Consider the following 24,545-nt stretch of genomic DNA (forward strand, 5'->3'; position numbering starts at 1 on the left):
TTCTAGCTGGTTTGCGTCGTCAGGTCACTGACCAATCAGGGATTGCCGGATCAGGTCCTGCTGACGCCAGTCTTCCAACCCCTGATAAATCCCCAATGCCATCTTCGCACGCCATTCAGGATCTTTGAGGTTGTTCAGATCGCGAGGGCTGGACAGAAACCCAAGTTCAACCAGAACCGACGGGATATCGGCCGCTTTTAGCACAGAAAACGAGGCTTTGCGCAGGGGGCGGCGGTTCATTGGCCCGCCCTGTTGCGCCATGCCATTGGCCAGCGCCCGGGCAAGCGCATCCGTGCGTGGCTTGGTTTCCTGGCGCGCAATATCCAACAGTACATCGGCCACCTGATCATCCGCGCCGTTCAGGTCGATCCCCGAAATCAAGTCGCCCCGATCGTGTCGCTCAGCAAGTTTTGAACTGGCCACGTCCGAGGCATCCTCGGACAGAGTATAAACCGCAGCGCCATGCGCCTGCCCTTCGGACAACGAGTCGGCATGAAGTGAAATGAATAAATCCGCCCCGGCCCGATGGGCCAATGCGATGCGTCGTTCGAGCGAAACAAACTGGTCCTCGACACGCGTCAACACGATCTCATACCCACCTGATCGCAACAAAAGCTCTCGCAGTTCCCGGGCAAAAGTCAGCATCATTGTTTTTTCGTCGATCCCGCCAAATTCGGCCCCCGGATCGATCCCGCCGTGGCCAGGGTCCAGCATCACGCGCAGCGGACGGTCTCCATCACGCGGCCGGACCTGCTTGGTCACCGCCGGTTCGGGCAAATCCCAGCCCGGATTGCGCGGCGCACCCGCAGTCGCATTGAATGCGTCGAAATCCGTACCTTTCAGGGAAAGCGATAACAGCGCTGAACCGGATCCTTCGTCAATCTTCAGGTTCGCCGATTCCACAGCCATCGGGGCGCCGAGATCCAGAACCAGTCTGGACCATCCGGGCACATAGGCGCCGAATTGCACGTCGCTGACGCGTTTGGATTTCAGGAACTGCTTTCGGGTCAAACCGGTCCAGTCAACCTCTTGAAAATCCAGCACCATCCGGTAGGGATCGCGCAATGTGAAAATGCGATATGGCACACCTTGGCTAAGGCCAATGTCCACGCGAATACCCGCGCGCCCGGTATCGACAATCCGGCTTTGGTCCGGTTGCACACGGGCAAGCGCGCTGAAGTCCTGCGCGACGGCCGTACCGGCCAGCGCCCAGAGCAGCGCAATGCAAAAGATGATCCTGCTCATGGCCTCAAGTTTTCCCGAGATCGTTTGGAACGCACCCTATACCAACCGAGGAGCTTTGTGAACGCTTCAGACCTGTTCGGTGATCGCACCCTTTTCGAACATGAAGCGACGCAACCTGTCCAACCCGTCCTGAATGTCAGCCGTTGCGCGCGCATAGGAAAACCGCAGGGTGGTATGGCCCCGCTGCGGGTCGAAGTCCAACCCCGGCGTCACGGCAACACCGGCCTTTTCCAGAATCTCTGACGCGAAGGCCCGGCTGTCATTGGTCAGGTCCGAGACATCGGCATAGACATAAAACGCCCCATCTGGCGGTGCGATATTGGTGAAGCCTGATTTGGGAAGCCCGTCCAGCATAAGTGCGCGGTTCTGCCGATAGACATCCAGATTGGCCTGCAACTCGTCCTCACAATCCATTGCGGCCAGTGCAGCCACCTGACTGGCGTGCGGCGCACAGATGAACATGTTCTGGGCAATACGCTCCACCACTCGCACCTGATCTTCAGGCACCACCATCCAACCCACACGCCACCCGGTCATCGAGAAGTATTTGGAGAATGAGTTGATCACATAGCATTCGTTGGTCAGTTCAAGCGCAGTGACGGCTTTGGCCTCATATTCCAGACCGTGATAAATCTCGTCACTGATGAACGAGGCTCCCTGCTCCTGAGCCGCACCGATCAGTGCGTGCATCGCAGCGTGATCCAGCATGGTGCCGGTCGGGTTCGCGGGGGATGCGACCATCAGACCTTGCAGATCTATTCCTGCGAAATCTGCGGGCACCGGCTGCAAACGGTTTTCCGGAGCTGTGGGCAGGTCGACCGGAACCAGTCCCAGAGCTTTCAGAATCTGCCGGTAAGATGGATAGCCGGGCGCACCGATGCCAACACGATCGCCGCTGTCAAAAAGTGCTGTGAAGGCCAGCAGAAACCCACCGGAAGACCCGGGTGTAATCACCACACGTTCCGGGTTCAGGTCGACATTGTACCACTCTCCGTAAAGTCGCGCGATCCGCTGTCGCAACGCGGGCAGACCCAACGCCACTGTATAGCCCAGCGGGCCCTGTTCCATGGCTTGGGCAAGGGCTTTTACCGCCCCTTTTGGCGCTCCGGTTCCGGGCTGGCCGACCTCCATGTGGATGACGTGACGCCCGGCTTCTTCCGCCTTGCGTGCGGCCTCCATCACATCCATCACGATGAAGGGATCGACCCCGGATCGGGTTGAGTTTCTCATGCCCATCTCCCATGTTGCAACCATGGCTTTTGAACGCGTATCCCGTCTGGCGTCAATCCCGGCCCTGATGCTGGCGGTTGCCTTTTGGCTGACAGCCGCGGCATCCAGCAACGCGCAAAGCCTGATCCGGGATCCGGATATCGAACATGGGCTGCGTGAACTGGCCTTTCCGGTCCTGCGCGCCGCCGGGCTGAATACCAACCGCGTTCGAATTTTTGTGGTCAATGACAACACGTTCAATGCCTTTGTCATCGACTACAACGCCATCTACTTGAACTATGGCCTGATTCTGACCGTGGACAGCCCCGAAATGCTGCAAGCCGTCATCGCGCATGAGGCCGCCCATATCGCCAATGGCCACCTGGCGCGCCGCGCTGAAAACTTGCGTGCCGCGCAGCGAAACGCAGGTCTCGGCACCGCGCTGGCCATAATCGCTGCGGCTGCGGGCGGCGGAGAGGCCGCAGCCGGCATCGCCGCCGGAACATCTGCCTCGGCCCTGCGCAGTTTTTTGGGTCATACGCGGGCTGAAGAATCCTCGGCCGATCGCAGCGCAGCCAGCTATTTGCGATGGGCAGGTATTTCGCCCAGTGGCATGGTCAAACTGCACCGCAAATTCGCCGGTCAGGAATTGCTGAGCACCGCCAATCAAGACCCATATATGCGGTCCCACCCCACCAGCCGCGAACGCCTGCGCGCGGCCGAGACGTTTTTGGACGAATTTGGGGACAAGGCAGAGCCAAATGCCAATGCCGACTACTGGTTTGCTCGCGTTAAGGGCAAGCTGTCGGCGTTCCTAAGATCACCGACATGGACACTACGCCGTGCCAAGGAAGAAACTGACCGCGATATCCGCCTGATGCGCGAAGCCTCGGCCCATCACCAGAATCGCGATCTTGCCCGCGCCCGCGCGGCAATTGATGCGGCGCTGGCCATTCGCCCGGATGATCCGTTCTATTACGAGTTGAAGGGGCAAATTCTGCTGGAAAACCGGCAGTTTCAGGACGCAATCACAGCTTATGGTCAGGCCGTTGAAATGGCTCCGAACAACGCGTTGATTCTGGCCGGGTATGGCCGTGCGTTGCTGGGTCAGGGCCGGACGAAGAAAGCCCTGCAAGTCCTTGAAAAGGCGCGCGCACGTGACTATCGGAATGCCCGGTTGATGCGGGATCTGGGCGCGGCCTATGCGCAGGTTGGCAACAACGGGATGGCGTCAGCTGTCACCGCCGAACGGTATGCTCTGCAAGGCCGCTTGGCCGATGCAGGTATCCACGCAAGACGGGCCGTCGGGCAATTGCCCGAAGGGTCTCCGGGTTGGCAAAGAGCGCAGGATGTGTTGATTGCCTCAGAACGCGCAAAGAAATCGAAAAGGAAACGGAAATGATCCTCAGACATGCTGCACCCGCCCTTCTGGGGCTTTCTCTGCTCACCAGCCCAGCACAGGCGTTGGATCTGAACGCGATGACCGAGACCGAAAAGGCCGAGTTCGGCGCGCAGGTCCGAGAATATCTGCTGGAAAACCCAGACGTCATCATCGAGGCGATCAATATCCTTGAACAGCGCAACGCCGCTGCCGAGGCCGAGACGGATAAGGAACTTGTCGCGGCCAATGTGGATGAGCTGTTCAATGATGGTTATAGCTGGGTTGGCGGCAACCCCGAGGGCGATATCACTCTGGTCGAATTCATGGACTACCGGTGTGGCTATTGCCGTCGTGCCGTGCCCGAAGTGGCCAGCCTGCTGTCTGAGGACGGCAATATTCGCCTGGTGATCAAGGAATTCCCGATCCTGGGCGATGCATCGGTGCTGTCGTCACGCTTTGCCGTGGCGACCAAGCACGTCGCGGGTGACGACGCCTATAAGCAAGTCCATGATGCCTTGTTGGAGTTTAGCGGCGACCCCTCCGAAGTAACTCTGCGCCGGATATCAGATGGCCTTGGACTGGACAGCGATGCGATCATAGCGGCCATGGACAGCGAGCAGGTCACCGATGAAATCTCGCAGACCCGCGCGCTGGCGCAGCGCATGCAGATTTCAGGAACCCCGTCATTTGTTTTGGGCACTGAAATGTTGCGCGGGTATCTATCGGCGGATCAGATGCTGCAAATCGCCGAAGGCGTGCGCGCTGATCGGGGCTAAGCGGGAACAAATGATCTGATGATGGCGCGGCGGTCTGTGATAAACCGGCGAGATTTTGTTCTCGCCGGAGGAGCGGTGGGATTGATGAGTTTACCCGGCAAATCATACGGCCAGACTGATACCGGCTTTGTTGTTCCTGCAGAAGAGGTCCCGCATCAGCAGACATTCATGCAGTGGCCGGTTAGCCGTAAGGTTTATCGGGATCCGGTTTTTTTGGAGATGGTCCAGCAAACCATCGCAGACATCGCCAATGCGATCTCAGATTTTGAGCCCGTGATTATGTTGGCGGCGGCCGAACGTCACGCTGAGGCTCGCCGTAAACTATCGGCCAAAGTCCAGCTTTGGGACATACCCACCGAGGACCTTTGGTGCCGGGATTCTGGGCCAATTTTCGCGATCAACGGCAAAAAGGAATTGGCCGTCAGCCATGTTCAGTTCAACGGGTGGGGTCAAAAGCAGGTGCACACAAACGACGCCCGGGTCGCCGGACGAGTAGCGGAACGCCTAAGGCTGCCCTTGCTGCCAACCGGTCTGAAGGGCGAGGCAGGAGGCGTTGAACAAGACGGTCATGGCCTGCTTATGGCGCACGAAAGCTCGTGGTTGAATGACAACCGCAATCCTGGCCTGTCCCGGGACGAAATCGAAGAGCGGTTGCTACCGCATACGGCGCGCGCCACATGATCTGGTCAGAGGGCGTGTACGGTGAAGACATCACAGACTATCACATCGACAGTCTTGCTCGGTTCACAAGTCCAAAGCGTGTTTTGATAAACCTGCCCGACGATCCTGACATGTCTGATCGGTTCCACGTTGCCGCACTGGAGACATATGATCGTTTGGTGGCCAACGGCCCGCAAGTTGAGGTCATTCCGGAACCGCATTCCGTACGCACCAACGACCCCGAATTTGTTGCCTCCTACGCGAATTATTATGTTTGCAATGGTGCGGTCGTTATGGCGCAGTTTGGTGATCCGGAAACAGATTCCATCGCGAGTGAAACACTGGCGCGACATTATCCGGGGCGAGAGATCGTGTCCTTGAATGTAGACGTGTTGGGAGAGCTCGGCGGGGGCATTCACTGCGCCACGCAGCAGATGCCATTCGTATAGAAAAATGTACGAGCTTTTCCCCGCCCTGCGTTCCAAAGAACGCAGATCTGCCACAATATGATCAGAAATTCAGTGAACACTAAGGCTCGTCTTGGTGATGCAAGACGCGCGAAAAACTGGAAAATTGCAACTTAATTGCGCTTTTTCACCCTTTTTAAGAACGTTTCACATGATACCTAACCGAGAGATTTATTGCGCGTTTAGTTTTTCAGGGGGGTCGGATGCCCACGTTCAGTATCGACGTTATCGGTGTAACCGGTACGGCTTGGGGAACTTTTACGTCCTTGGGCGTTGTTGGCACGATCACGTTTTCGGACGATGACTCATTTGGCATTGGTGACAACAACCCCGATACAGAAACGGCCGCGCTTCCGGTAATCACGGGCGTAACAGGCACTTTGCCCGCAGGCTGGGTTGGACAAACCCTTGCCTTTGGTTGGCAGCAGCAGATCGACGGAACCGGCGGTCCGGATGCTTTGGGCATGGTGATAGGCGGTGGATCCAACTTCATCTCGACACATCTTGTTCAGTATCCCGGCGGTACGCCGATTGTCACCGGAACCACCTACACTGCTTCTGGAATTGTAAACGTTCCGTCCGAAGTGGTTGTCTGCTTTGTAGCCGGGACAAAGATAAAAACTGCGGATGGCGAGGTTGCGGTCGAAGATCTGGCGGTCGACGCTCAGATCGTCACCAAAGATAACGGCCTACAACCCATTCGTTGGATCGGTTCTGCCCGAAGGTTTGCAGCTGGCGAACTCGCCCCGGTCGTTTTCGAGAAGGGCGCAGTTGGCAACACCCGCGTTCTTAAACTATCGCCGCAGCACAGGCTGTTGATCTCTGGCTGGCGGGCTGAATTGCTGTTCGGCGAGGACGAGGTTTTGGTTCCCGCGAAAGCCCTGGTCAATGACAGATCCATTTTCTTCGAACGCGGCGGATATGTAGACTACTACCACATCCTGTTCGACACACATGAGATCATCTATTCGGATGGCGTGCCGACAGAAAGCCTGTTTCCGGCAGGTCAAAGTCTTGGAGCGTTGTGTCAAAGCGCCCGCGACGAAATCTTTGAACTTTTTCCCGAATTGGCTGGTAAAGAACCTTTGGCATTCTCGCATACAGCCCGGACATCATTGACGGTCAATGAAAGCCGATTGCTCTCTCCTGCACCGTCCACTCAGCGCTGACATTCAACACAATATCAAGGAACTAAGCTACTCTGCCGCTTCCTGAATAGCGTCAAGCGCGGCCGCTTTTTTCTCGACCTCTTCGACGATGTGGTCGATCATCTGATCGTTCGACATCTTGTGGCTGGCCTTGCCGGCCAGATAGACCATGCCAGACCCAGCCCCGCCGCCCGTAAAACCGACATCAGTCATCAACGCTTCACCCGGACCGTTCACGACGCAGCCGATAATCGACAGCGACATCGGCGTCTTGATGTGCTCCAGGCGGTGTTCCAACGCCTCGACCGTTTTGATCACGTCAAACCCCTGCCGCGCGCAAGACGGGCATGAGATGATGTTGACGCCGCGATGCCGCAGGCCAAGTGACTTCAAGATTTCGAACCCGACCTTGATCTCTTCCACCGGATCGGCCGACAGGCTGACGCGGATCGTGTCGCCGATCCCCATCCATAAAAGGTTTCCCAAACCGATGGCGGATTTGATGGTGCCAGAGACCAGCCCGCCCGCCTCGGTGATGCCCAGATGGATTGGCGCGTCAGTCGCCTCAGCAATACCCTGATAGGCGGCCGCCGACAGGAAGACATCGCTGGCCTTTACGCTGATCTTGAACTCATGGAAATCATTGTCTTGCAGGATGCGGATATGTTCCAGCCCACTTTCGACCATCGCCTCGGGGCACGGCTCGCCGTACTTCTCAAGCAGATGCTTTTCCAGACTGCCTGCATTCACGCCAATCCGGATCGAACAATTGTGGTCACGCGCTGCCTTGATGACTTCCTTGACCCGAGTTTCATCCCCGATATTCCCGGGATTGATCCGCAGACAGGCAGCACCGGCTTCGGCCGCTTCGATGCCGCGCTTGTAGTGAAAGTGAATGTCCGCCACGATCGGAACCGGGCTTTCACGCACGATTTCTTTCAACGCCTTCGAAGATGCCTCATCCGGAACTGAAATCCGCACGATATCCGCGCCCGCTTCGGCGGCGGCCTGAACCTGCGCAACCGTCGCTGCAACGTCGGTGGTCAGCGTATTGGTCATGGTTTGCACGGCGATGGGGGCATCTCCCCCGACCGGCACGTTGCCAACCATGATCTGACGGGATTTACGGCGATAGATATCGCGCCAGGGACGTATGTGATTGAGGGACATATGGACGGATCCGCGTCTGCCTAGGTTGCGTCTTTAGATAGTTCGGCAACCAGGTCTCCGCAATGGCTAGATCACTCGGCGGGCTGTTCTGTCGCCTCGGTCTGCAGTTCGGCCACCAATTGCTTGAGCGCGCTGTTCTGTTCAGAGTTCAGATCGGCAACGCTATAGACTTCCGAGACAGCATCCTTGGACAGGACGACACCTTTGGCAACCGTGCCCGGCGCGCCAGCAGGTCCATAGTGTTCACCATTCATCGAAAAATAGACTGAGCCTGATGCACCGGCGCGAAGTTGCGGTGGTTCCTCGGTCAACGGCACCTCGAAGGTGCTGCCTTGCTCGACTGTACCTAGCGTACCCTCAAAGATCACACTGCCATCGGCTGCGGTTACACGCATCCAAGACGGATCAACAGCCACGATTTTCAGGGTCGTATCAACCTGCTCGACAACTTGTGGCAGCGAAGGTCTTTCGACTGTGTGTATCTCAGCGACTTGAATCTGTGGCAGCTCAGGCGGGCGGAAGGTGCCCACGTCCCGTGGATCGAGCGTTGAGATCGGAGCATCACGCGCCACCAACACCGGCACGTCAAGCGCCTGAGGACGGTAAAGACGATCCAGCGCTTCGGAGTTTGACGCCAACGTAGTTTCATCAACATTGCTGTTGTTGCGCGCTGCGTCCAGCGGATCAAGATCGGACAAAACCACAGGGGCCTGTTCAACAGGGCTCACCTGGACTTGCTGGATCTTGTTCAAAACAGCCCAGCCGCCATAGCCGATGCCGCCAATCAATGCGAGCAAGACCAGTGAGGAACCAACAGCGCGCGGTTCGATCTGGCTCACCAAAGATTCTTTGCCCGGAATGTACGGCGTGTTGGGTGAGATGAACGGATCTCGCCCCATCGGCCCGCGCGAAGGCAAATCGCCGGTGGGCTTGCGCACGACCGACGCCTCTGCAGACATCCCGTGTGCGACTTCAAACCCGCTTTCTTGACAGAAGGAAGAAAATGTCTCGTCAGGGTTCATTCCCAGATATCGCGCATAAGAACGCACATACCCGGCGATGAAGCCGGGTGTGTCAAATGCGTCAGGATCAGCATTTTCAATGGCGGCGATGTAGTTGGCTTTTATCCGCAGTTCGCGTTGTACATCCAGAAGAGACTTACCCATCGTCGCGCGTTCGCCGCGCATCGTATCGCCAAGCCGCACCTCATAGTCGTCATAGCCTTTTGGCCTGACTTCCATGTCTTCTTCGGAATCGCGCTGTGATCTGCGCCCAATCATTCCTACTGCCCCATTCTGCCCGCCGCGTGTGTCGCGCTCGCAGCGAATCGTCCCCATAACGATTCGTCCGCTACTTTTGTTAGCGTAATCTTAACACGCGACAAACTAGTTGCACACTTTGGCGTTAGGTTATCCGGCAAGTTCGGCGCGATTTAGCGCACAATGTGACCAAAGTTCGTCCATCGCGTGCACTAGACGGTTCATTTCGTCGGGTCCATGCACCGGAGACGGGGTAAAGCGCAGACGCTCGGTTCCGCGTGGGACAGTTGGGAAATTGATTGGCTGCACGTAGATGCCATGATCATCCAGCAGCATGTCGCTGAGCTTCTTTGTATGCACCGGGTTGCCAACGATCACCGGTACGATGTGGCTGCCGTGATCGATCAGCGGCATGCCCAGCCCTTTTAAACGCAGCTTGAGGATACTGGCCTGTGTCTGATGCTGCGCGCGCAGCTCGGGCGCATGTTTCAGATACGCGACCGAAGCCGCTGCCCCCGCTGCGACAGCGGGTGGCAAGGATGTCGTAAAGATGAAGCCCGGCGCATAAGAGCGCACAGCGTCACACATCTTGGCGCTTGCCGCGATATAGCCACCCATGACGCCATACGCTTTGGCCAGTGTCCCGTTGATGATGTCGATACGGTGGGCCAGCCGGTCACGCTCGGTCACGCCACCGCCGCGCGGACCGTACATGCCAACGGCGTGCACTTCATCGATGTAAGTCAGCGCGCCGAATTCATCAGCCAGATCGCAAATTTCTTCGATCGGACCGAAATCGCCATCCATCGAGTAGACAGATTCAAACGCGATCAGCTTGGGCGTAGCGGGATCGTCAGCCTCAAGCAGCTCACGCAGATGAGCGACATCATTATGACGGAAGATACGCTTGTCCCCGCCATTGCGGCGCACGCCTTCGATCATCGAGGCATGGTTCAGCGCATCGGAATAAATGATCAGGCCAGGAAACAGCTTCGGCAGCGTGCTGAGCGTGGCGTCATTGGCTATATAGGCGCTGGTGAACAGCAGCGATGCCTCTTTCCCGTGCAGGTCGGCCAGTTCTGCCTCGAGGCGCTTGTGATAGACAGTGGTTCCCGAGATATTGCGCGTGCCGCCGGATCCTGCCCCGGCCGCATCAACAGCGTCATGCATAGCATCAAGAACAACTGGGTGTTGACCCATGCCGAGATAATCATTGCCGCACCAGACGGTGATGTTCTGATGTGACCCATCAGGGCGCGTGCGCACCGCGTGCGGAAAATGTCCGTTACGACGTTCGATGTCGATGAAGGTCCGGTAGCGTCCTTCGTCATGCAGCCTGGCAATCGCTGAATCGAGCTGAGCAGTATAGTCCAACGGACCCTCCTTGAATGCCTGGCGATCATTCCGACCCCGGACAATGTATTCCACCACGACGCACAGTATACACTGTTTTCGCGGTTTTTGCGTTCCTCTGACCTAACTGCCTACAGCCGAACCAGTGAACCCAACTTTGATTTGCATCAAATATAAGTTTGCGCTTGCTCCGACAAGTAAAGTTACGTCCATCAGACGCGAGGAAACGACGCAGGCAAACTATCCGGGATCGGCAGGTTTCCGATACTAAACCAATTTCCGCCTGAACCGCACTGGACGGCGGCGATAGCGCTGATAGGTTCGCGCCTGAAAACACCCAAAAGCAGGAGCCACCCATGTCGCTAGACGCCGTGCTGAACCAGATCGATGCAGATCTGCAAACTTCGATCGACCGCCTGATGGAGCTGCTGCGCATTCCGTCCATCTCAACCGATCCTGCCTTCAACGAACAGGTCAGTCAGGCCGCAGACTGGCTGGTTGCCGACCTGCAAAGCATCGGCATTTCGGCCGAGAAACGGGAAACACCCGGCCACCCGATGGTTGTCGGACATGTTGGCGAGGGCAGCGACGGGCCGCATGTCCTGTTTTATGGCCATTACGACGTCCAGCCGGTGGACCCTTTGGAGCTTTGGAATCGTGAACCATTTGACCCGGCCATCGAAGATACAGTCCATGGCCCGGTCATTCGGGGGCGAGGTTCGTCAGATGACAAAGGGCAGCTGATGACATTTGTCGAAGCCTGCCGAGCGTGGAAAGCGGTGCATGGGTCCCTGCCCTGTCACATCACCTTTTTCTTCGAAGGGGAAGAAGAATCAGGGTCCCCGTCCCTGGTGCCGTTCCTTCGCGAAAACGCGGCAGAGTTGAAGGCGGATCTGGCGCTGGTCTGCGACACGTCGATGGTGTCGCGCGGCGTGCCGTCGATTGCGTCCCAACTGCGCGGGATGCTGAAGGATGAATTCACCATTGTCGGCCCCCGGATCGATTTGCATTCCGGTCACTACGGTGGTCCCGGCCTGAACCCGTTGCGCGAACTTTCGAAAATTGTCGCCTCTTTCTACGACGACGAAACCGGGCGCGTCGCGGTAGAAGGCTTCTATGAAGGTGTTCATGAGGTGTCTGACGAGCAGCTGCGCCAATGGCAAAGCTGCGGATTTGATGAGGCCGAGTATCTGAACTCGGTCGGGTACAGCCAACCCCATGGTGAAAAGAAGTATTCAACCCTGGAGCAACAATGGGCACGCCCGACCCTTGAGGTGAACGGTCTGTGGGGCGGCTATAACGGCGCCGGATCAAAAACCGTCATCCCGTCAGAGGCTCATTGTAAAATAACGTGCCGCCTGGTTGGCGACATGGATCCCGACGCGCTGCGCGACAAAATTCGCAAACATGTCGAGGACCGCTTGTCCGTGGATGCCAAAGTCATCTGGGACAACGATCTGGAAGGTGCCCCTGCCTCGGTCATGAACCTGGACCGTCCTGAATTCGAAGCCGCGCGCGGCGCGTTGTCGGACGAATGGAATCGCGAGGCTGTATTCACCGGTATGGGCGGATCAATTCCTGTGGTTGGTTACTTCAACACAGAGCTTGGGCTTGATTCCATGCTCGTTGGATATGCCAATGATGATGACGCCATTCATTCGCCGAACGAGAAATACGATGTCAAAAGCTTTCACAAGGGCATCCGCTCATGGGCGCGTATTCTGGATGCATTGACCAAATAAATTAAAAAAGGCACCGCCAGATTGACGGTGCCTTTTTTGATTGGGTCTAAGCAGATTTACATATGGATCACGCGGCCATAGGCATCCAGAACGCTTTCATGCATCATTTCTGACAATGTCGGATGCGGGAAGACTGTATTCATCAGGTCCTCTTCCGTTGTCTCCAGCTGACGCCCGACAACATACCCCTGAATCAACTCGGTCACCTCGGCACCAATCATGTGGGCTCCAAGAAGCTCTCCGGTTTTTGCGTCGAAAACGGTCTTGATCAGACCTTCGGGTTCGCCCAAAGCAATGGCCTTGCCGTTGCCGATGAACGGGAAGCGACCGACCTTGATGTCATAGCCAAGCTCCTTGGCTTTTGCTTCGCTGTAGCCCACAGATGCCACTTGGGGCTGGCAATAGGTGCAGCCGGCAATGCTTTCAGGTTTCACCGGATGCGCGTGTTTCCCGGCGATCAGGTCTGCGACCATAACGCCTTCATGGCTGGCTTTGTGCGCCAACCACGGCGCCCCTGCGATGTCGCCGATAGCATAGAGACCCTCGACGCCCGTGCGGCAGAATTCATCTGTCACCACATGCGTGCGATCAATCTTGACGCCCAAAGCCTCGAGCCCGAGGCCTTCGACGTTACCGACAATCCCAACTGCAGAAATCACGGTGTCAAAGTCGTGTTTCTCAACCTTACCTTTCACCTCGATATGCGCGGTCACTTTGCCCTTGGCGCGATCAAGCTGCTTGACCATCGCCTTTTCCATGATGGTCATGCCTTGCTTGGTGAAGGCTTTTTTGGCCAGTCCGCTGATTTCGGCATCTTCGACCGGCAGCACGCGGTCCATGACTTCGACGACCGTCGTATCGGAGCCAAGCGTATTGTAGAAGCTGGCGAATTCGATACCGATAGCGCCCGAACCGATCACCAACAGCTTCTTAGGCATCCGAGGCGGCTGAAGTGCGTGCTTATAGGTCCAGACCAGATCGCCATCGGCCTCAAGCCCCGGCAATTCTCGTGCCCGCGCACCGGTGGCCAGAACGATGTTCTTGGCAGTCAGCTCCTCAGTGCCTTTGTCGGTTTTGACGCTGACTTTACCCTTGGCCGGGATCGTTGCCTCTCCCATCACTACGGTCACTTTATTTTTCTTCAGCAAGTGACCGATACCACCGGAAAGCTGCCCGGCGACGCCGCGCGACCGCTTTACAACGGCGTCCAGATCGTAGCCGACCTTGTCCGCCTTCAAGCCGAAATCCTTGGCGCGCTCCATTAGGTGGAACACTTCGGACGAGCGCAAAAGCGCCTTGGTCGGAATGCATCCCCAGTTCAGGCAGATTCCGCCCAAATGCTCGCGCTCGACCACGGCCACTTTCAGACCCAGCTGAGCGGCGCGGATTGCAGCCACATAGCCCCCAGGACCAGCGCCGATTACGATCAGATCAAAAGATTGTGCAGCCATATGTCCCTCTCGGCGCAGGTCGGTTCAAATTTAGTTTACCATTAAACTAAATTCCGCGACGCATCAACACGCTGCCTGCGCGACATATGCGACGCAAGATCGGCATGTTCAGGTTGTGCTGCTTTCAGCCTATACCCGGGACGTTACAAAGGCTAGAAAAGAAGAACAAATGCCCCTTGGACGTTCCTTTTCACAAGTCATTCGAAAGGCTTACCATGGCCAAGACGCTCAAAGATTTAGTGCTCGCCCTGCTGAACGCCACGCTTGTACTGATTGCATTATGCTTGTTCCTGGGATGGAAACTGGCATCTTCAGTGGACAACATCACCACAAGTTTCTCTGAGAACCTGAAGATCGTCACCCCGCTGAGGGAAGAAGCCCAGGGAATTCGCGGTGAGTTGGCTGCCATGCGGAGTGATTTGGCCGCGATTCCTGTGGACGGAGGCACTCTCGACAGCGCAACTGCGGCGCGTATCGCGGAGGCTCTGGATAAACTGAACGCAGTGGAAGATAAACTTCAATCCACCCAAGCCCGGTTCGCGGAAATGGCAGAGTCTCCTGAGATGCTGATCGAACAGGCCATAGACCTTTCGGCCGACGCAGTGGCCGACCGGGTCAAAGACATTCGAGGATGTGTGCCGGAGACTTAACCCGCAGCTTGCAATTCACGAACCGTCGAACCATAGCCGCCCATATTCACATAGGCCGCCTCTGGCTCGGTTGTTGGCCGAGACAGGGCTTCATTGCGATACGGGAAGCGGCCGAACTTGCGGATCACTTCACGATGCGCCCGGGCGTGCAAAAGATTGCTCGGATCGTCACTGCTCAGATTCTGGCACATCAGGCGCACGCAGCGTTCCTGATCACACAAATTCTCAGAATGCATCATCGGCAGATAGAAAAACTGCCGCGCCGGTTCATCAATCTTAAGGTCCCAGCCTCTGTCGACCGCACATTTCGCGGCTGCGAGTGCTGCGCGATCTGATGCAAAGGCCCTCGCCTCTCCGCGGAACATGTTTCGAGGGAACTGATCCATCAAAACGATGTACGCCAATGCCCCACTTGGATAGGTCAGCCAGAGCGAAAACTTGCCCTCACTCGCTGCCTTCCAGGACTCTTGGAAACGGTCACGGATTTCAGCGTCTAACGCGTCATCCTGCAGATACCACCCTTCGGGACCAACCTTGTCTAACCAAAAACTCAATACGTCTTCAGGCCCAACCATTGCCTTAAACTCCGTCTTTTGCCCTCCCCAGGGACGTAACGTCATTTAAGTCGGTTTTACAGAAGTGTTACAGTAACATATTGCAACACTTACGACATATTTTCGTGTCCTAGGCGGTATCCTGCGCGTCCTGCTCTTCCTGCGCAGCTTCGATGACAACCTCTTGCGCAACCTCCATCGCGATCGGTGACGAGGTTGGGTAGATCGGGGCGATGGCTCCGGTTTCATCAACAGGCACGTAGGCACGCTGTGTCATCCGATAGAGCGCATAAACCGCCATCGCAAACATCAAGCTAGCAATAAACAGGAAAAATCCCGGTGGTCCGACAACTTCACTACCCATCAACCACCCTGTGATCACTGGCCCGGCAATCGCACCAAGACCGTTGATAAAGACCAACCCACCAGAGGCCGCCGACATATCATCATATTCCAGATAGTCGTTTGTGTAGGCAACCAGCAGTGAATACAGTGGGCTTGTCATGCCGCCGATGATAAAAGCCGCAGACAACAAGGTTGTGAAAGTGGTGCCGAACATCATGCCAATCAATGCGCCTCCCCCTCCAACCGCTGACACCAGAAGGATCAAAATACGTCGATCAACCCTGTCTGATACCCATCCCAGGGGAAATTGCAGTAAAACAGCGCCAATGTAGAAAGCCGCCACAAATGACGAAATCTCGATCAGCGACAGCCCTGCCTGTGCTCCGTAAACAGCGCTCATCCCGAACTGGGCCGAAAACACGCCACCCAGCAGGAACATGCCAACGCAACCCAGCGGCGACGTTTCCATAAGCTTGCGCAGTGTCATTGGTTTGGTTGTATCAAAGGCGGGCGTCGGTGAGATCGAGAGCAAGATGGGCGCGAACGATACAGACACAAGAATGGATGCAATTACAAAGGTTTCATAGCCTGCTGGATCACCCACAAGCAAAAGCGCCTGCGCGGTAACAACGCCCGTCATCTGCACGATCATGTACAGTGACAGGGCCTGGCCACGATTTTCGTTGCTCGCCGCGTTGTTCAGCCAACTCTCTGCTGTGACATACACTCCTGAAAAACAGAACCCGATCACGACGCGGCCCAGCGACCATGCAATCGGGTCCGTGAGCATGGGGTACATAATCATGACGGCGGAAATAAACGAGGCTAAAGCGGCGAATACACGCACATGGCCTACCCGCCGTATCATCTCGGGGGCCAGGCGCGACCCCCCCAGAAAGCCAACAAAGTAGGCGGACATCACAAACGACATCTCTAGCGTCGAGAACCCTTCAATGTCTCCGCGCACGCCCAACAGAGTACCCTGCAGGCCGTTCCCGACCATAAGCAGCCCCATACCGAGCAATAGCGCCCACGCGCTGGAAAGGACCTGAAGCATTGGGGCCTCCGAACTAAATCAACCTGAGTTTTGGAATCGTTTTGCGATCAAAAAACGCTCTGGTCGCGCTTGTCTACGACATTCCCAAATGTCGATCCCGTGAACACGCCCTTCAGGGGATCAAAAGCGACGCATCCCCATAAGAAAAGAAACGATAGTTCTTCTCAATCGCATGGGCATAGACGGTTTGCATTCTCTCTTGACCCATCAGGGCAGAGACCAGCATCAGCAAAGTAGACTTCGGCAGGTGGAAATTGGTCATCAAAGCGTCGGTCACAGCGAACTTGAAGCCCGGATAGATAAAGATATCCGTTTCGCCTTCCCAGTCTTGGATCACGCCACCGCGCGCCGCGCTTTCGATCAGGCGCAGGGCCGTTGTACCGACCGGAATGACCCGCCCTCCGGCGGCCTTGGTCGCGCGGATTTCTTCGGCTGCCGCTGCGCTGACACATCCCCATTCGGCATGCATTTTATGAGTGGTCACGTCCTCGACCTTGACCGGTAAAAACGTGCCCGCCCCCACATGTAATGTGACATGGCTGAATTCGACACCGCGCTCGGCCAGAGCGCTCATAAGCGGATCGTCGAAATGCAGCGACGCCGTTGGCGCGGCAACCGCTCCGGAATTGCGCGCCCAGATCGTCTGGTAGTCGGTCTTGTCTTTGTCGTCTGCAGGGCGTTTGGCAGCAATGTAAGGTGGCAGTGGCATGGCCCCTGCTTGTTCCAGCGCGGCGTCGAAATCATCACCTGTCAGGTTGAAGCGCAGAGAGGCCTGACCGTCGCTGACCTGCTCCAGCGTCGCGCTGAGCTGGTCCGAAAACAAGATCTCTTCGCCCAGCTTTACCTTTTTCAAAGGCTTGATCAGTGCGGACCATGTCCCATCAGCCTGTGGGTCCAGCAAAGTCGCCTCTATCGCCGCTGAAACCGCGCCTTGCACGCTGTGCCGATGGCGCCGCCCGCTAAGACGCGCCGGGATCACCCGCGTGTCATTCAACACCAACCGGTCGCCGGACTGCAGCCAATCCGGCAGGTCAAACACGTGACGATCTGCGATCGCACCCCCATGCGTCACCAAAAGGCGTGCGGACGAGCGCGGGCTGACGGGCCGCGTTGCAATCAGGTCTTCGGGAAGTTGGAAATCAAAATCGCTGAGTTTCATGGATGCGCCATACTAGGCGGGAAAAGATTCGGCCATATCCCCGGTCAGTTGTCTCTGGGGGGGGATCCAAAAGTACGCTTCGGTTCATCAGGTTTCTGCGGCTGCGCATTGGGTCCGTCCGAAACGGTGGGGGCTGGCGCCCGCAACAGATTTCGCAAGAACAATGGGGCAAGGCCAGACAATGGGTTCACGGACACTTGCGGCGAATCCAGCGGTCCGGTCAGAGTATAGTTGAAACCGATAATACCCTCGCCTTTGCGGGTGAACACGCTGCCAATCGCATTCACCAGATAGATCGGAGAAATGGCCCCACGCAAATTCAACATCCCTGCGACGGGATCAATGGTACCGTCAAAAGACAACCCCATGGAGGGGCCAACGGCGCTGCCGCTCAACACCTTGATTTCCGTCGGCGTGAGCCGCATCCGGCTTTCGATCGTCGAGAAGAATATACCCTGCCCTGCCATCTCATCCAGCAGCCCGATCAGGCTGATGGCGTTGAGCAATGCAGCCATGGCCGGTGCGTCCTGAATGCGCGTGTTGATGATTTTCAGGATCACGTCATAGCTGCCCGGCGCGCCGACCGGCTCTAACTGCAAATCAAGACCGCCGCCCCGTGCTTGCGTCAGCAGACCGGCTGATCGCAGAACGGCGCCTGCGTTCTCGGACGTAAGGGTGACTGCGCTGCGACCGCCACGCGGGATAACCTGCCCGCGAACAGAGGCTCCGCTGTTGACCTGTGCCGTAAACCCGCCATTGATGCCCCCGGTGGTCGCAAACGAGCCTTTGAACCCAGTTAAGGCGACTGTTTCAGTGACCTGTAATCGATCCAGCGCTACATCCAATTTTGGCCCGGCGGTTGCCGAGCTGTCCCCGGCCCCTCCACCTTCGCCAAACGTTGCACGGCCCAGATTTATAACACCACCCAGAATCCGAATGTCTGGCACTGCAGCGCCACGTCCCACCAGCTCTGCCGGTACAGCCAGCCAATCGCCAATCTCGAACGAGCTGAAACGGACGCGGTCAAAACCGCCATCTTCCCGAAACGAGATAGATGCGGCCGTGCGCAGACCTGCAGCGTCCAGCCGCAACGAGTCGACACTCAACCTTTGTCCCAGTGTCGCCTCGGCCGTTAGGTTTCCTTTGCTGCCGTTGGTCTTGCGCCAGCCCAATTCAGGAATGGCAAGCGCGACCCCTTCCAAGTCTGAGGACGCGGATAGCTTGGGTGGTTCGCCTGCGCCGATCCCCAAGGCGATATCCGCAGTGCCCTGCCCGGTTAGCATACCTTGCGGCAAGCCGGCGTTAATCGCCTGCATCAACCGCGGGGATAGCTCGATCTGGCCAGTCAGTTCGCTGCGTTGTGCGGTCTCTCCATCAATAGGTTGCCGCCATTTCGCCTGAATGGGAACGCCATCGAACAGTCCTTCACCTTCAATCTGAACACCTGTCTGATCCCCGCTAAGATCAAGCATGTCGGCACTGACCGTAAACCCTGGCACCAGTCGGCCGCTGTTCAAATTCCCCAGATCGCCATCGAAGTGGAACTCTGTGTCCTGAAACTTCAGGCCCTTTTTCAACGGTAGTGACAGTGTTCCGGACAAGGACACCGACCCATCAGCTAGATCGACCGGCAAGTTGGCTTTGCTCAGCAGTTCCAGCGGAGGCCTGTCCAGCAACGACAACGCAGCCGTTACGCTGCCTTTTGCCCTAATCCGCGCAATCGCTGGTGCGGATTTTTTGATATCGGTATCTGGAATAATAAAAGACGTCCCCGACGCATCTACCCCACCGCCCCGATCGGCCTGAACCACCCCGTTTTCGGCTGTTGCGGTAAATCTGCCGTTGATCAGGCTGGCCTGCCCCTGTGCCCCAACGATCGGAGGCAGCGTTTTGGCAAATCGGATCTTGGCTTTTTCGAACCCGAAATCCAGATAGATATCTGGTTTGCCTCCGGGCTCTAGCCGCAAGGCGAAATCCATGTCCGAGAGGTCGCCTTCGTACAGGTTTTCTGTAACCCATTCGCGTGGCTTTGGGGCCAGACGCTCGGGCCAATATCCCAAAACCTGTTCCGATGACATGCCATCCAGATGGGCATCCAGCTGAACAGCCCAGCCGTCTGGCCGCCCCGTCAGATTACCCGACGCACGCACGGTGTGATCCGTGTCGTAGACGGTCATTTGCCCAAGGTGCAGTTGAAAGGGCGCAAACTCCATCTTGAAGTCGAGATCCGCCTGAGACAGCTGAAGGGTCTCGGGAAACAGTTTTGCCGGGTTTACATTAATGCCGGTTAAACGCAGCTGTGCCGCCAAACTGTCAAGGATGCCGTCCTCGACCCCAGCCAGGAACGCAGTGCCTTCGGCCTGCACCGACCCCCAAGCGGACTTTACGGAAACCTCGTTAAAATCGAGCGCCTGACGGCGCGGATCATACGTGAAATATGTGCGCGCAGATTCAAAGGGGACGGGACGGGTTTCCGGATTTGGTTGTACTGCGCCGGCGCCCAGATTCAACGTGGCAAACAATGGCCCGACGGCGCCTTCGCCATCAATACTGCCGCGCAACGCGCCTGAAATCGGCGTTCGCAGCACCTGCAACCAACCCAGCGCAGGGCTTTGACCGGCAATGTCTTCTGCCGGCAGATCCGTGATTGAAACCCCGAACCGCGCGGCGGGGGACCCCAGAACGCTGGTGTAATTTGCCTCGATCGTGCTGACGTAATCACGCCCAGCCAGAACGGAAAACCCCGTCGCCAACCGCATTTCGCTGGCGCTGCGGGTTACCAATATATGCCCGCCATCCAGAACCCAGGATCTTTCCAGCCGAAGGTCGCGATAGTCCAGGGTAATCGCATCCAGTTCCACCGATGTCAGTGCGGACAGATTTTCGGACAGAAAGACCTGATCCGAGGTCTCGATCAGCTGCGCCAAGTTTGGCGCTTCTCGCACCGGCGCACTTCCGGCGCCGACGGTCAGCGTCAGCGCGCCGTCTTTTCCGCGCGTCAGGGCAACCTGTGCCCCGCTAAGGATAATGCGCTTCGGCCTGACGTGACCCCGCAGCAAGGGACGCATGGCAAGGCTGGCCCGCATATCGGACACTTGCGCAATCTGCTGTCCTGCTGCGTCGCTGATGCTGACATCCGTTAACCTCAGACGGGGCCGCCACCCTTCGTGAATGACAAAGCTGACATCGCCGAAACGGATCTGCAGACCGCCAAGCGTTTGCTCCAGCCGCGCTTCGACCCGGTCCCGCAGCCAGGCAGGCGCGTGCATGCGCTGGCCAATGACCATGAAACCCGCGAATAGTGCCAGAAAAACCAGCAACAACACGCCGCGCATGGTCCAAATTCCCGCAGTGCGACGGCGCGACCGACGACGCGGGGATTTACCCGGCTGTTCGCCCCCGTCATGTTCCTGCTGCGCCAATTTGGTGTCCACGCCTTTCAACCTGCCCGTGCCGCCCTATGATATCGGGCAGCTTTTAAGAATCTTTACCGGAGTTTCCAATGCCTGACGTTTCAGACATCGCCCCTGATTTCACACTGCCCCGCGACGGCGGCGGCGAAGTGACCTTATCGGACCTGCGCGGCGGTACCGTCGTTTTGTTCTTTTATCCCCGCGATGATACGCCGGGCTGCACCAAGGAATCCATCGGTTTCTCAGAGCAACTTCAAGCCTTTGCCGATGCAGGTGCCAAGGTCTTTGGCATCTCACGCGATAGCGTGACCAAACATGACAAATTCGTCGCCAAACATGGGCTGACCACGCCGTTGCTATCGGACGAGAACTCGACCGTCTGCGAGGATTACGGCGTGTGGGTCGAAAAGAATATGTATGGCCGCAAGTCGATGGGGATCGAACGGTCGACCTTCGTCATCAACAGCGAGGGCCGCATTGCAAATGTCTGGCGCAAAGTGAAAGTGCCTGGTCATGTGGACGCGGTGCTGGAGGCGGTTAAAGCGCTGTAACGCCCTCGACCTGGGTTGCCATCCGGTTTATGCCGCACCCAGACCAATGACAGGCGGAGCAAACCCGTGGCTTTAACACTGACCGAGATGGCAACTGAGGTCCTGACAACCGCGGATGGTCAGGCCAAGACCGCCCTGTCCAAACGCCACGCCGCTGCATGGTTTGCGGCGCGCAAGGGCGACGCGCCCGAGATTGAGGTTGGCACTGCAGCACCACCGTTGAATCCGGCGCGCCCAGACAAACCTGAATTGCTGTCCCCACGTGATGTCCCGAGACGCCGCCCCGGTACCGACGCCGGGCGTATCGCGCTGCTGCACGCCGTGGCACACATCGAGCTGAATGCTGTCGATCTGCATTGGGATATCATCGCCCGCTTTGGTCATGTCCCGATGCCCATCGGGTTCTATGACGATTGGGTCAAATGCGCCGAAGAGGAATCGCGCCATTTTGAGATGGTGTGCGAGTGCCTGGATCAGATGGGTAGCCACTATGGCGCCCTGCCCGCCCATGCCGGAATGTGGCGCGCCGCAGAAGATACTGCCGAAGATCTTATGGGGCGGCTTGCCGTAGTACCTATGGTTCTTGAAGCTCGGGGCTTGGACGTAACACCTGGCATGATCGACATATTTCGCAAAGCACAGGCCGATAACGCGATCGCCGCGCTGGAAGTGATCTACGCCGAAGAGGTCGGGCATGTTGCCTATGGATCGAAATGGTTTCATTTCCTGTGCGGGCGCGAAAATCTGGACCCGAAAGATGTGTTTCATCAACTGGTCCGCCGCTACTTTCACGGGCAACTGAAACCGCCTTTCAACGAAGAGAAACGCGCCGAGGCGGGTCTGCCGCCAGATTTTTACTGGCCTCTGACCGAAGATGTGCCCATGCCCGGCTCAGTCTCAAAGTGATCCCTTTTAGGTTAATTTCGGCAACTTCTCGCCGATGACGCGCGGGAATTGCCTGTTCTCAGACCCATATTGGTCAACAAACTTGCCCGAACGCGGCTGCCCCTTTATGCAGTCCGCCCAAGGGGCGGCGAACCACTCACGACCGGTCCCGATCTTGGGGATGAAAGGTGAGGCGCGTGAGAACACGTCTGGCAATAAAACTACACTCACTACTAGAACGGCAATTTCCAGAACGTCGTGTGTTCCTGAAATCGGATCAGGACACGCGGTTTATACGTCTCAGTTCGGAAACTCAGTTTTTTGCGGTGGCAGGTGTCGCCGTGATCGTGGGTTGGACTGCAGTCGCAACAGCGATCCTGCTGATGGACAGTATCGGGTCGGGAAATTTCCGCGAACAAGCGAAACGGGATCAAGCGACCTATCAAGAGCGCCTGAATGTGTTGTCGACAGAACGCGATGCACGAGCGCATGAGGCACTGGCCGCACAAGATCGGTTCAACGCCGCGCTGGACCAGATCTCAGTGATGCAGTCAGAACTTCTGGCATCGGAAAACCGCCGCCGCGAGCTGGAAACCGGAATCGAAGTGATCCAAACCACGTTGCGCGCGACAATGAAGCAGCGTGAGGCAGTTCGGACCGAACTGGCAGAGTTGCAACAAGACGCTGAAGGCGTGGACTTGTATCAGGCTGCCGTCGCCAATCCTGTCCAGATGGAATTCATAACCAAAGCGCTGGCGCGCACTGCTGAAGAGCGTGACCAGATCGCCGCAAACGCGCAGAACGCCTTGGATCAGCGCGACGATCTCGAGCTTGAAATCCAACTGATGCAGGAACGCAGCGACGAGATTTTCCGTCAGCTGGAAGAGGCCATGGTTATCTCGGTCGAACCACTGGACAAAATGTTCCGGCAGGCTGGCATGCCCACAGATCGTATCATCGAAGAGGTCCGGCGCGGATATAGCGGTATTGGCGGTCCGTTAACCCCTTTAACGTTCAGCACACGCGGAGAAGAGCTGTCCGCAGATGAGATCCGCGCCAACACACTGCTGCAGCAGATGGATCAGTTGAACCTCTATCGTCTCGCAGCAGAAAAAGCGCCTTTTGCGAGCCCCGTTCGGGCCGCCGTTCGCTTTACCAGCGGATATGGCACACGCCGCGACCCCAAAACTGGCGGACGGCGCATGCATAACGGCGCAGATTTCGCCGGTGCGCAGGGCACCGACATCTTCGCGACCGCTGATGGTGTAGTGTCACATGCAGGCTGGCAATCGGGCTTCGGACGGCTGGTCAAGATCAAGCACGCGTTTGGAATTGAGACACTTTACGCTCATAACACCAAGATCAACGTAAAGGTCGGTCAAAGGGTCTCGCGCGGGGATCATATTGCTGATATGGGTAGCACCGGACGGTCTACCGGCACGCATCTTCACTATGAGGTGCGCGTGAACGGAAAACCTGTTAACCCAATGACTTACATCAAGGCTGCGAGAAATGTTTTCTAAGAGCAAAATCAACGAGCCCGGATCCAAAGAGGCTGAGGCAACAAAACCGGCTGCCCCGGCGACTCCGGCGGCACCAGCACCGGCAGAACCGAAGGCCAGCACCGCGCCCAAGCCAAAGCCCCCCGCATCGGTTTTGTCCTCGGACCTGCACATCACAGGCAACCTAAAGACAACCGGCGACATTCAGGTTGAAGGCACGGTTGAAGGCGATATCCGCGCCCACCTGCTGACAATCGGTGAAACCGCAACCATCAAAGGCGAAGTCACCGCGGATGACGTTGTTGTAAACGGCCGTATCGTGGGCCGGGTACGTGGCCTGAAAGTGCGCCTGACCTCTACCGCACGTGTGGAAGGCGACATCATCCACAAGACCATCGCCATCGAAAGCGGCGCGCATTTTGAAGGCTCCGTCCAGCGTCAGGATGATCCGCTGAACCCCGGCCGCAGCTCGAAACCGGGTGCCAACCCGGCGGCCGAAGTCAAACAGTAAGTTCTTTCATAACAACAGAAATTCAAACGCCGCAGGTCAGCCTGCGGCGTTTCTTGT

Annotated in this window: 19 protein-coding genes and 1 pseudogene; 10 read left to right on the forward strand and 10 right to left on the reverse strand. The window is 57.1% G+C overall.

Translation table 11 applies throughout. The features are described from left to right. Nucleotides 1–24 precede the first annotated feature (24 nt). Together Q1B13_RS03640 and Q1B13_RS03645 are read right to left on the reverse strand one after the other, a co-directional pair. On the reverse strand, nucleotides 25–1,245 hold the full coding sequence (locus Q1B13_RS03640; RefSeq protein ID WP_299076013.1) for an N-acetylmuramoyl-L-alanine amidase: 1,221 nt from the start codon (nucleotides 1,243–1,245) through the stop codon (nucleotides 25–27). Between the two features lie 66 nt (nucleotides 1,246–1,311). Further along, nucleotides 1,312–2,475: an aminotransferase class I/II-fold pyridoxal phosphate-dependent enzyme gene (locus tag Q1B13_RS03645; RefSeq protein ID WP_299076016.1), complete on the reverse strand. Its 1,164-nt coding sequence runs from the start codon at nucleotides 2,473–2,475 to the stop codon at nucleotides 1,312–1,314. On the opposite strand from Q1B13_RS03645, the gene Q1B13_RS03650 reads away from it, so the two are divergent. From Q1B13_RS03650 to Q1B13_RS03665, 4 genes and pseudogenes are all read left to right on the forward strand, one after another. Continuing rightward, the gene (locus tag Q1B13_RS03650; protein WP_299076019.1) at nucleotides 2,474–3,856 is read left to right on the forward strand and encodes a M48 family metalloprotease; all 1,383 of its coding nucleotides are present in this window, start codon (nucleotides 2,474–2,476) and stop codon (nucleotides 3,854–3,856) included. The genes Q1B13_RS03645 and Q1B13_RS03650 overlap by 2 nt on opposite strands. After that, complete coding sequence (locus Q1B13_RS03655) at nucleotides 3,853–4,611, forward strand: DsbA family protein (protein ID WP_299076022.1); 759 nt, start codon at nucleotides 3,853–3,855, stop codon at nucleotides 4,609–4,611. Before Q1B13_RS03650 ends, Q1B13_RS03655 begins: the two co-directional genes overlap by 4 nt. A 39-nt stretch (nucleotides 4,612–4,650) precedes the next feature. Continuing rightward, nucleotides 4,651–5,720: pseudogene (locus tag Q1B13_RS03660) on the forward strand (agmatine deiminase family protein). 221 nt (nucleotides 5,721–5,941) lie between these two features. Then, the gene (locus Q1B13_RS03665; protein ID WP_299076025.1) at nucleotides 5,942–6,907 is read left to right on the forward strand and encodes a Hint domain-containing protein; all 966 of its coding nucleotides are present in this window, start codon (nucleotides 5,942–5,944) and stop codon (nucleotides 6,905–6,907) included. A 27-nt stretch (nucleotides 6,908–6,934) separates the two neighbouring features. On the opposite strand, the gene ispG is transcribed toward Q1B13_RS03665, so the two are convergent. The 3 genes from ispG to hemA all read right to left on the reverse strand — a co-directional run bounded on the left by ispG (nucleotide 6,935) and on the right by hemA (nucleotide 10,689). After that, nucleotides 6,935–8,056 carry a flavodoxin-dependent (E)-4-hydroxy-3-methylbut-2-enyl-diphosphate synthase gene (gene ispG, locus Q1B13_RS03670; protein WP_298936032.1) on the reverse strand — a complete coding sequence of 374 codons (1,122 nt, stop codon included), beginning with the start codon at nucleotides 8,054–8,056 and terminating at the stop codon, nucleotides 6,935–6,937. 71 nt (nucleotides 8,057–8,127) lie between these two features. After that, nucleotides 8,128–9,336 (reverse strand): helix-turn-helix domain-containing protein, encoded by a 1,209-nt coding sequence (locus Q1B13_RS03675; protein WP_298936164.1) that lies wholly within the window; start codon nucleotides 9,334–9,336, stop codon nucleotides 8,128–8,130. A 129-nt stretch (nucleotides 9,337–9,465) separates the two neighbouring features. After that, nucleotides 9,466–10,689 carry a 5-aminolevulinate synthase gene (gene hemA, locus Q1B13_RS03680; RefSeq protein WP_299076028.1) on the reverse strand — a complete coding sequence of 408 codons (1,224 nt, stop codon included), beginning with the start codon at nucleotides 10,687–10,689 and terminating at the stop codon, nucleotides 9,466–9,468. Nucleotides 10,690–11,024: 335 nt separating this feature from the next. Between hemA and Q1B13_RS03685 the strand changes: the two genes are divergently transcribed. After that, nucleotides 11,025–12,410 carry a M20/M25/M40 family metallo-hydrolase gene (locus tag Q1B13_RS03685; protein ID WP_299076031.1) on the forward strand — a complete coding sequence of 462 codons (1,386 nt, stop codon included), beginning with the start codon at nucleotides 11,025–11,027 and terminating at the stop codon, nucleotides 12,408–12,410. Nucleotides 12,411–12,466: 56 nt separating this feature from the next. Here Q1B13_RS03685 and lpdA read toward each other — a convergent pair whose 3' ends face one another. Further along, the gene (lpdA, locus tag Q1B13_RS03690) at nucleotides 12,467–13,861 is read right to left on the reverse strand and encodes a dihydrolipoyl dehydrogenase (protein WP_298936035.1); all 1,395 of its coding nucleotides are present in this window, start codon (nucleotides 13,859–13,861) and stop codon (nucleotides 12,467–12,469) included. Nucleotides 13,862–14,076: 215 nt separating this feature from the next. Here lpdA and Q1B13_RS03695 point away from each other — a divergent pair, with 215 nt between their 5' ends. Then, nucleotides 14,077–14,511 (forward strand): hypothetical protein, encoded by a 435-nt coding sequence (locus tag Q1B13_RS03695; RefSeq protein ID WP_299076035.1) that lies wholly within the window; start codon nucleotides 14,077–14,079, stop codon nucleotides 14,509–14,511. Here Q1B13_RS03695 and Q1B13_RS03700 read toward each other — a convergent pair. From Q1B13_RS03700 to Q1B13_RS03715, 4 genes are all read right to left on the reverse strand, one after another. Further along, entirely contained in the window at nucleotides 14,508–15,086 is a 579-nt protein-coding gene (locus Q1B13_RS03700; RefSeq protein ID WP_298936038.1) for a DUF924 family protein, read from the reverse strand. The genes Q1B13_RS03695 and Q1B13_RS03700 overlap by 4 nt on opposite strands. 109 nt (nucleotides 15,087–15,195) lie before the next feature. Then, nucleotides 15,196–16,467: an MFS transporter gene (locus tag Q1B13_RS03705; RefSeq protein ID WP_299076038.1), complete on the reverse strand. Its 1,272-nt coding sequence runs from the start codon at nucleotides 16,465–16,467 to the stop codon at nucleotides 15,196–15,198. 112 nt (nucleotides 16,468–16,579) lie between these two features. Next, entirely contained in the window at nucleotides 16,580–17,626 is a 1,047-nt protein-coding gene (gene queA, locus Q1B13_RS03710) for a tRNA preQ1(34) S-adenosylmethionine ribosyltransferase-isomerase QueA (RefSeq protein WP_299076040.1), read from the reverse strand. Between the two features lie 44 nt (nucleotides 17,627–17,670). After that, nucleotides 17,671–21,060 carry a DUF3971 domain-containing protein gene (locus Q1B13_RS03715; protein WP_299076043.1) on the reverse strand — a complete coding sequence of 1,130 codons (3,390 nt, stop codon included), beginning with the start codon at nucleotides 21,058–21,060 and terminating at the stop codon, nucleotides 17,671–17,673. Between the two features lie 68 nt (nucleotides 21,061–21,128). Here Q1B13_RS03715 and Q1B13_RS03720 point away from each other — a divergent pair, with 68 nt between their 5' ends. From Q1B13_RS03720 to Q1B13_RS03735, 4 genes are all read left to right on the forward strand, one after another. Then, nucleotides 21,129–21,590: a peroxiredoxin gene (locus Q1B13_RS03720; protein WP_299076046.1), complete on the forward strand. Its 462-nt coding sequence runs from the start codon at nucleotides 21,129–21,131 to the stop codon at nucleotides 21,588–21,590. Between the two features lie 87 nt (nucleotides 21,591–21,677). Further along, nucleotides 21,678–22,496 (forward strand): ferritin-like domain-containing protein, encoded by an 819-nt coding sequence (locus tag Q1B13_RS03725; RefSeq protein WP_299076648.1) that lies wholly within the window; start codon nucleotides 21,678–21,680, stop codon nucleotides 22,494–22,496. A gap of 176 nt (nucleotides 22,497–22,672) precedes the next feature. After that, nucleotides 22,673–23,998 carry a M23 family metallopeptidase gene (locus tag Q1B13_RS03730; protein ID WP_299076049.1) on the forward strand — a complete coding sequence of 442 codons (1,326 nt, stop codon included), beginning with the start codon at nucleotides 22,673–22,675 and terminating at the stop codon, nucleotides 23,996–23,998. Beyond that, nucleotides 23,988–24,488, forward strand: coding sequence for a polymer-forming cytoskeletal protein (locus tag Q1B13_RS03735; protein ID WP_120632856.1), 501 nt, complete (start codon nucleotides 23,988–23,990; stop codon nucleotides 24,486–24,488). The genes Q1B13_RS03730 and Q1B13_RS03735 overlap by 11 nt, the downstream gene beginning before the upstream one ends. Nucleotides 24,489–24,545 lie beyond the last annotated feature (57 nt).

This window comes from uncultured Ruegeria sp. (assembly GCF_947489545.1).
Classification (GTDB): domain Bacteria; phylum Pseudomonadota; class Alphaproteobacteria; order Rhodobacterales; family Rhodobacteraceae; genus Ruegeria.

Bases quoted from the DNA above. Each gene is read 5' to 3' on its own strand.
- Q1B13_RS03640 (WP_299076013.1), bottom strand. From the start codon at position 1,245: ATGAGCAGGATCATCTTTTGCATTGCGCTGCTCTGGGCGCTGGCCGGT.
- Q1B13_RS03650 (WP_299076019.1), top strand. From the start codon at position 2,474: ATGCCCATCTCCCATGTTGCAACCATGGCTTTTGAACGCGTATCCCGT.
- Q1B13_RS03645 (WP_299076016.1), bottom strand. From the start codon at position 2,475: ATGAGAAACTCAACCCGATCCGGGGTCGATCCCTTCATCGTGATGGAT.
- Q1B13_RS03655 (WP_299076022.1), top strand. From the start codon at position 3,853: ATGATCCTCAGACATGCTGCACCCGCCCTTCTGGGGCTTTCTCTGCTC.
- Q1B13_RS03665 (WP_299076025.1), top strand. From the start codon at position 5,942: ATGCCCACGTTCAGTATCGACGTTATCGGTGTAACCGGTACGGCTTGG.
- ispG (WP_298936032.1), bottom strand. From the start codon at position 8,056: ATGTCCCTCAATCACATACGTCCCTGGCGCGATATCTATCGCCGTAAA.
- Q1B13_RS03675 (WP_298936164.1), bottom strand. From the start codon at position 9,336: ATGATTGGGCGCAGATCACAGCGCGATTCCGAAGAAGACATGGAAGTC.
- Q1B13_RS03685 (WP_299076031.1), top strand. From the start codon at position 11,025: ATGTCGCTAGACGCCGTGCTGAACCAGATCGATGCAGATCTGCAAACT.
- lpdA (WP_298936035.1), bottom strand. From the start codon at position 13,861: ATGGCTGCACAATCTTTTGATCTGATCGTAATCGGCGCTGGTCCTGGG.
- Q1B13_RS03695 (WP_299076035.1), top strand. From the start codon at position 14,077: ATGGCCAAGACGCTCAAAGATTTAGTGCTCGCCCTGCTGAACGCCACG.
- Q1B13_RS03700 (WP_298936038.1), bottom strand. From the start codon at position 15,086: ATGGTTGGGCCTGAAGACGTATTGAGTTTTTGGTTAGACAAGGTTGGT.
- Q1B13_RS03705 (WP_299076038.1), bottom strand. From the start codon at position 16,467: ATGCTTCAGGTCCTTTCCAGCGCGTGGGCGCTATTGCTCGGTATGGGG.
- queA (WP_299076040.1), bottom strand. From the start codon at position 17,626: ATGAAACTCAGCGATTTTGATTTCCAACTTCCCGAAGACCTGATTGCA.
- Q1B13_RS03720 (WP_299076046.1), top strand. From the start codon at position 21,129: ATGCCTGACGTTTCAGACATCGCCCCTGATTTCACACTGCCCCGCGAC.
- Q1B13_RS03725 (WP_299076648.1), top strand. From the start codon at position 21,678: ATGGCAACTGAGGTCCTGACAACCGCGGATGGTCAGGCCAAGACCGCC.
- Q1B13_RS03735 (WP_120632856.1), top strand. From the start codon at position 23,988: ATGTTTTCTAAGAGCAAAATCAACGAGCCCGGATCCAAAGAGGCTGAG.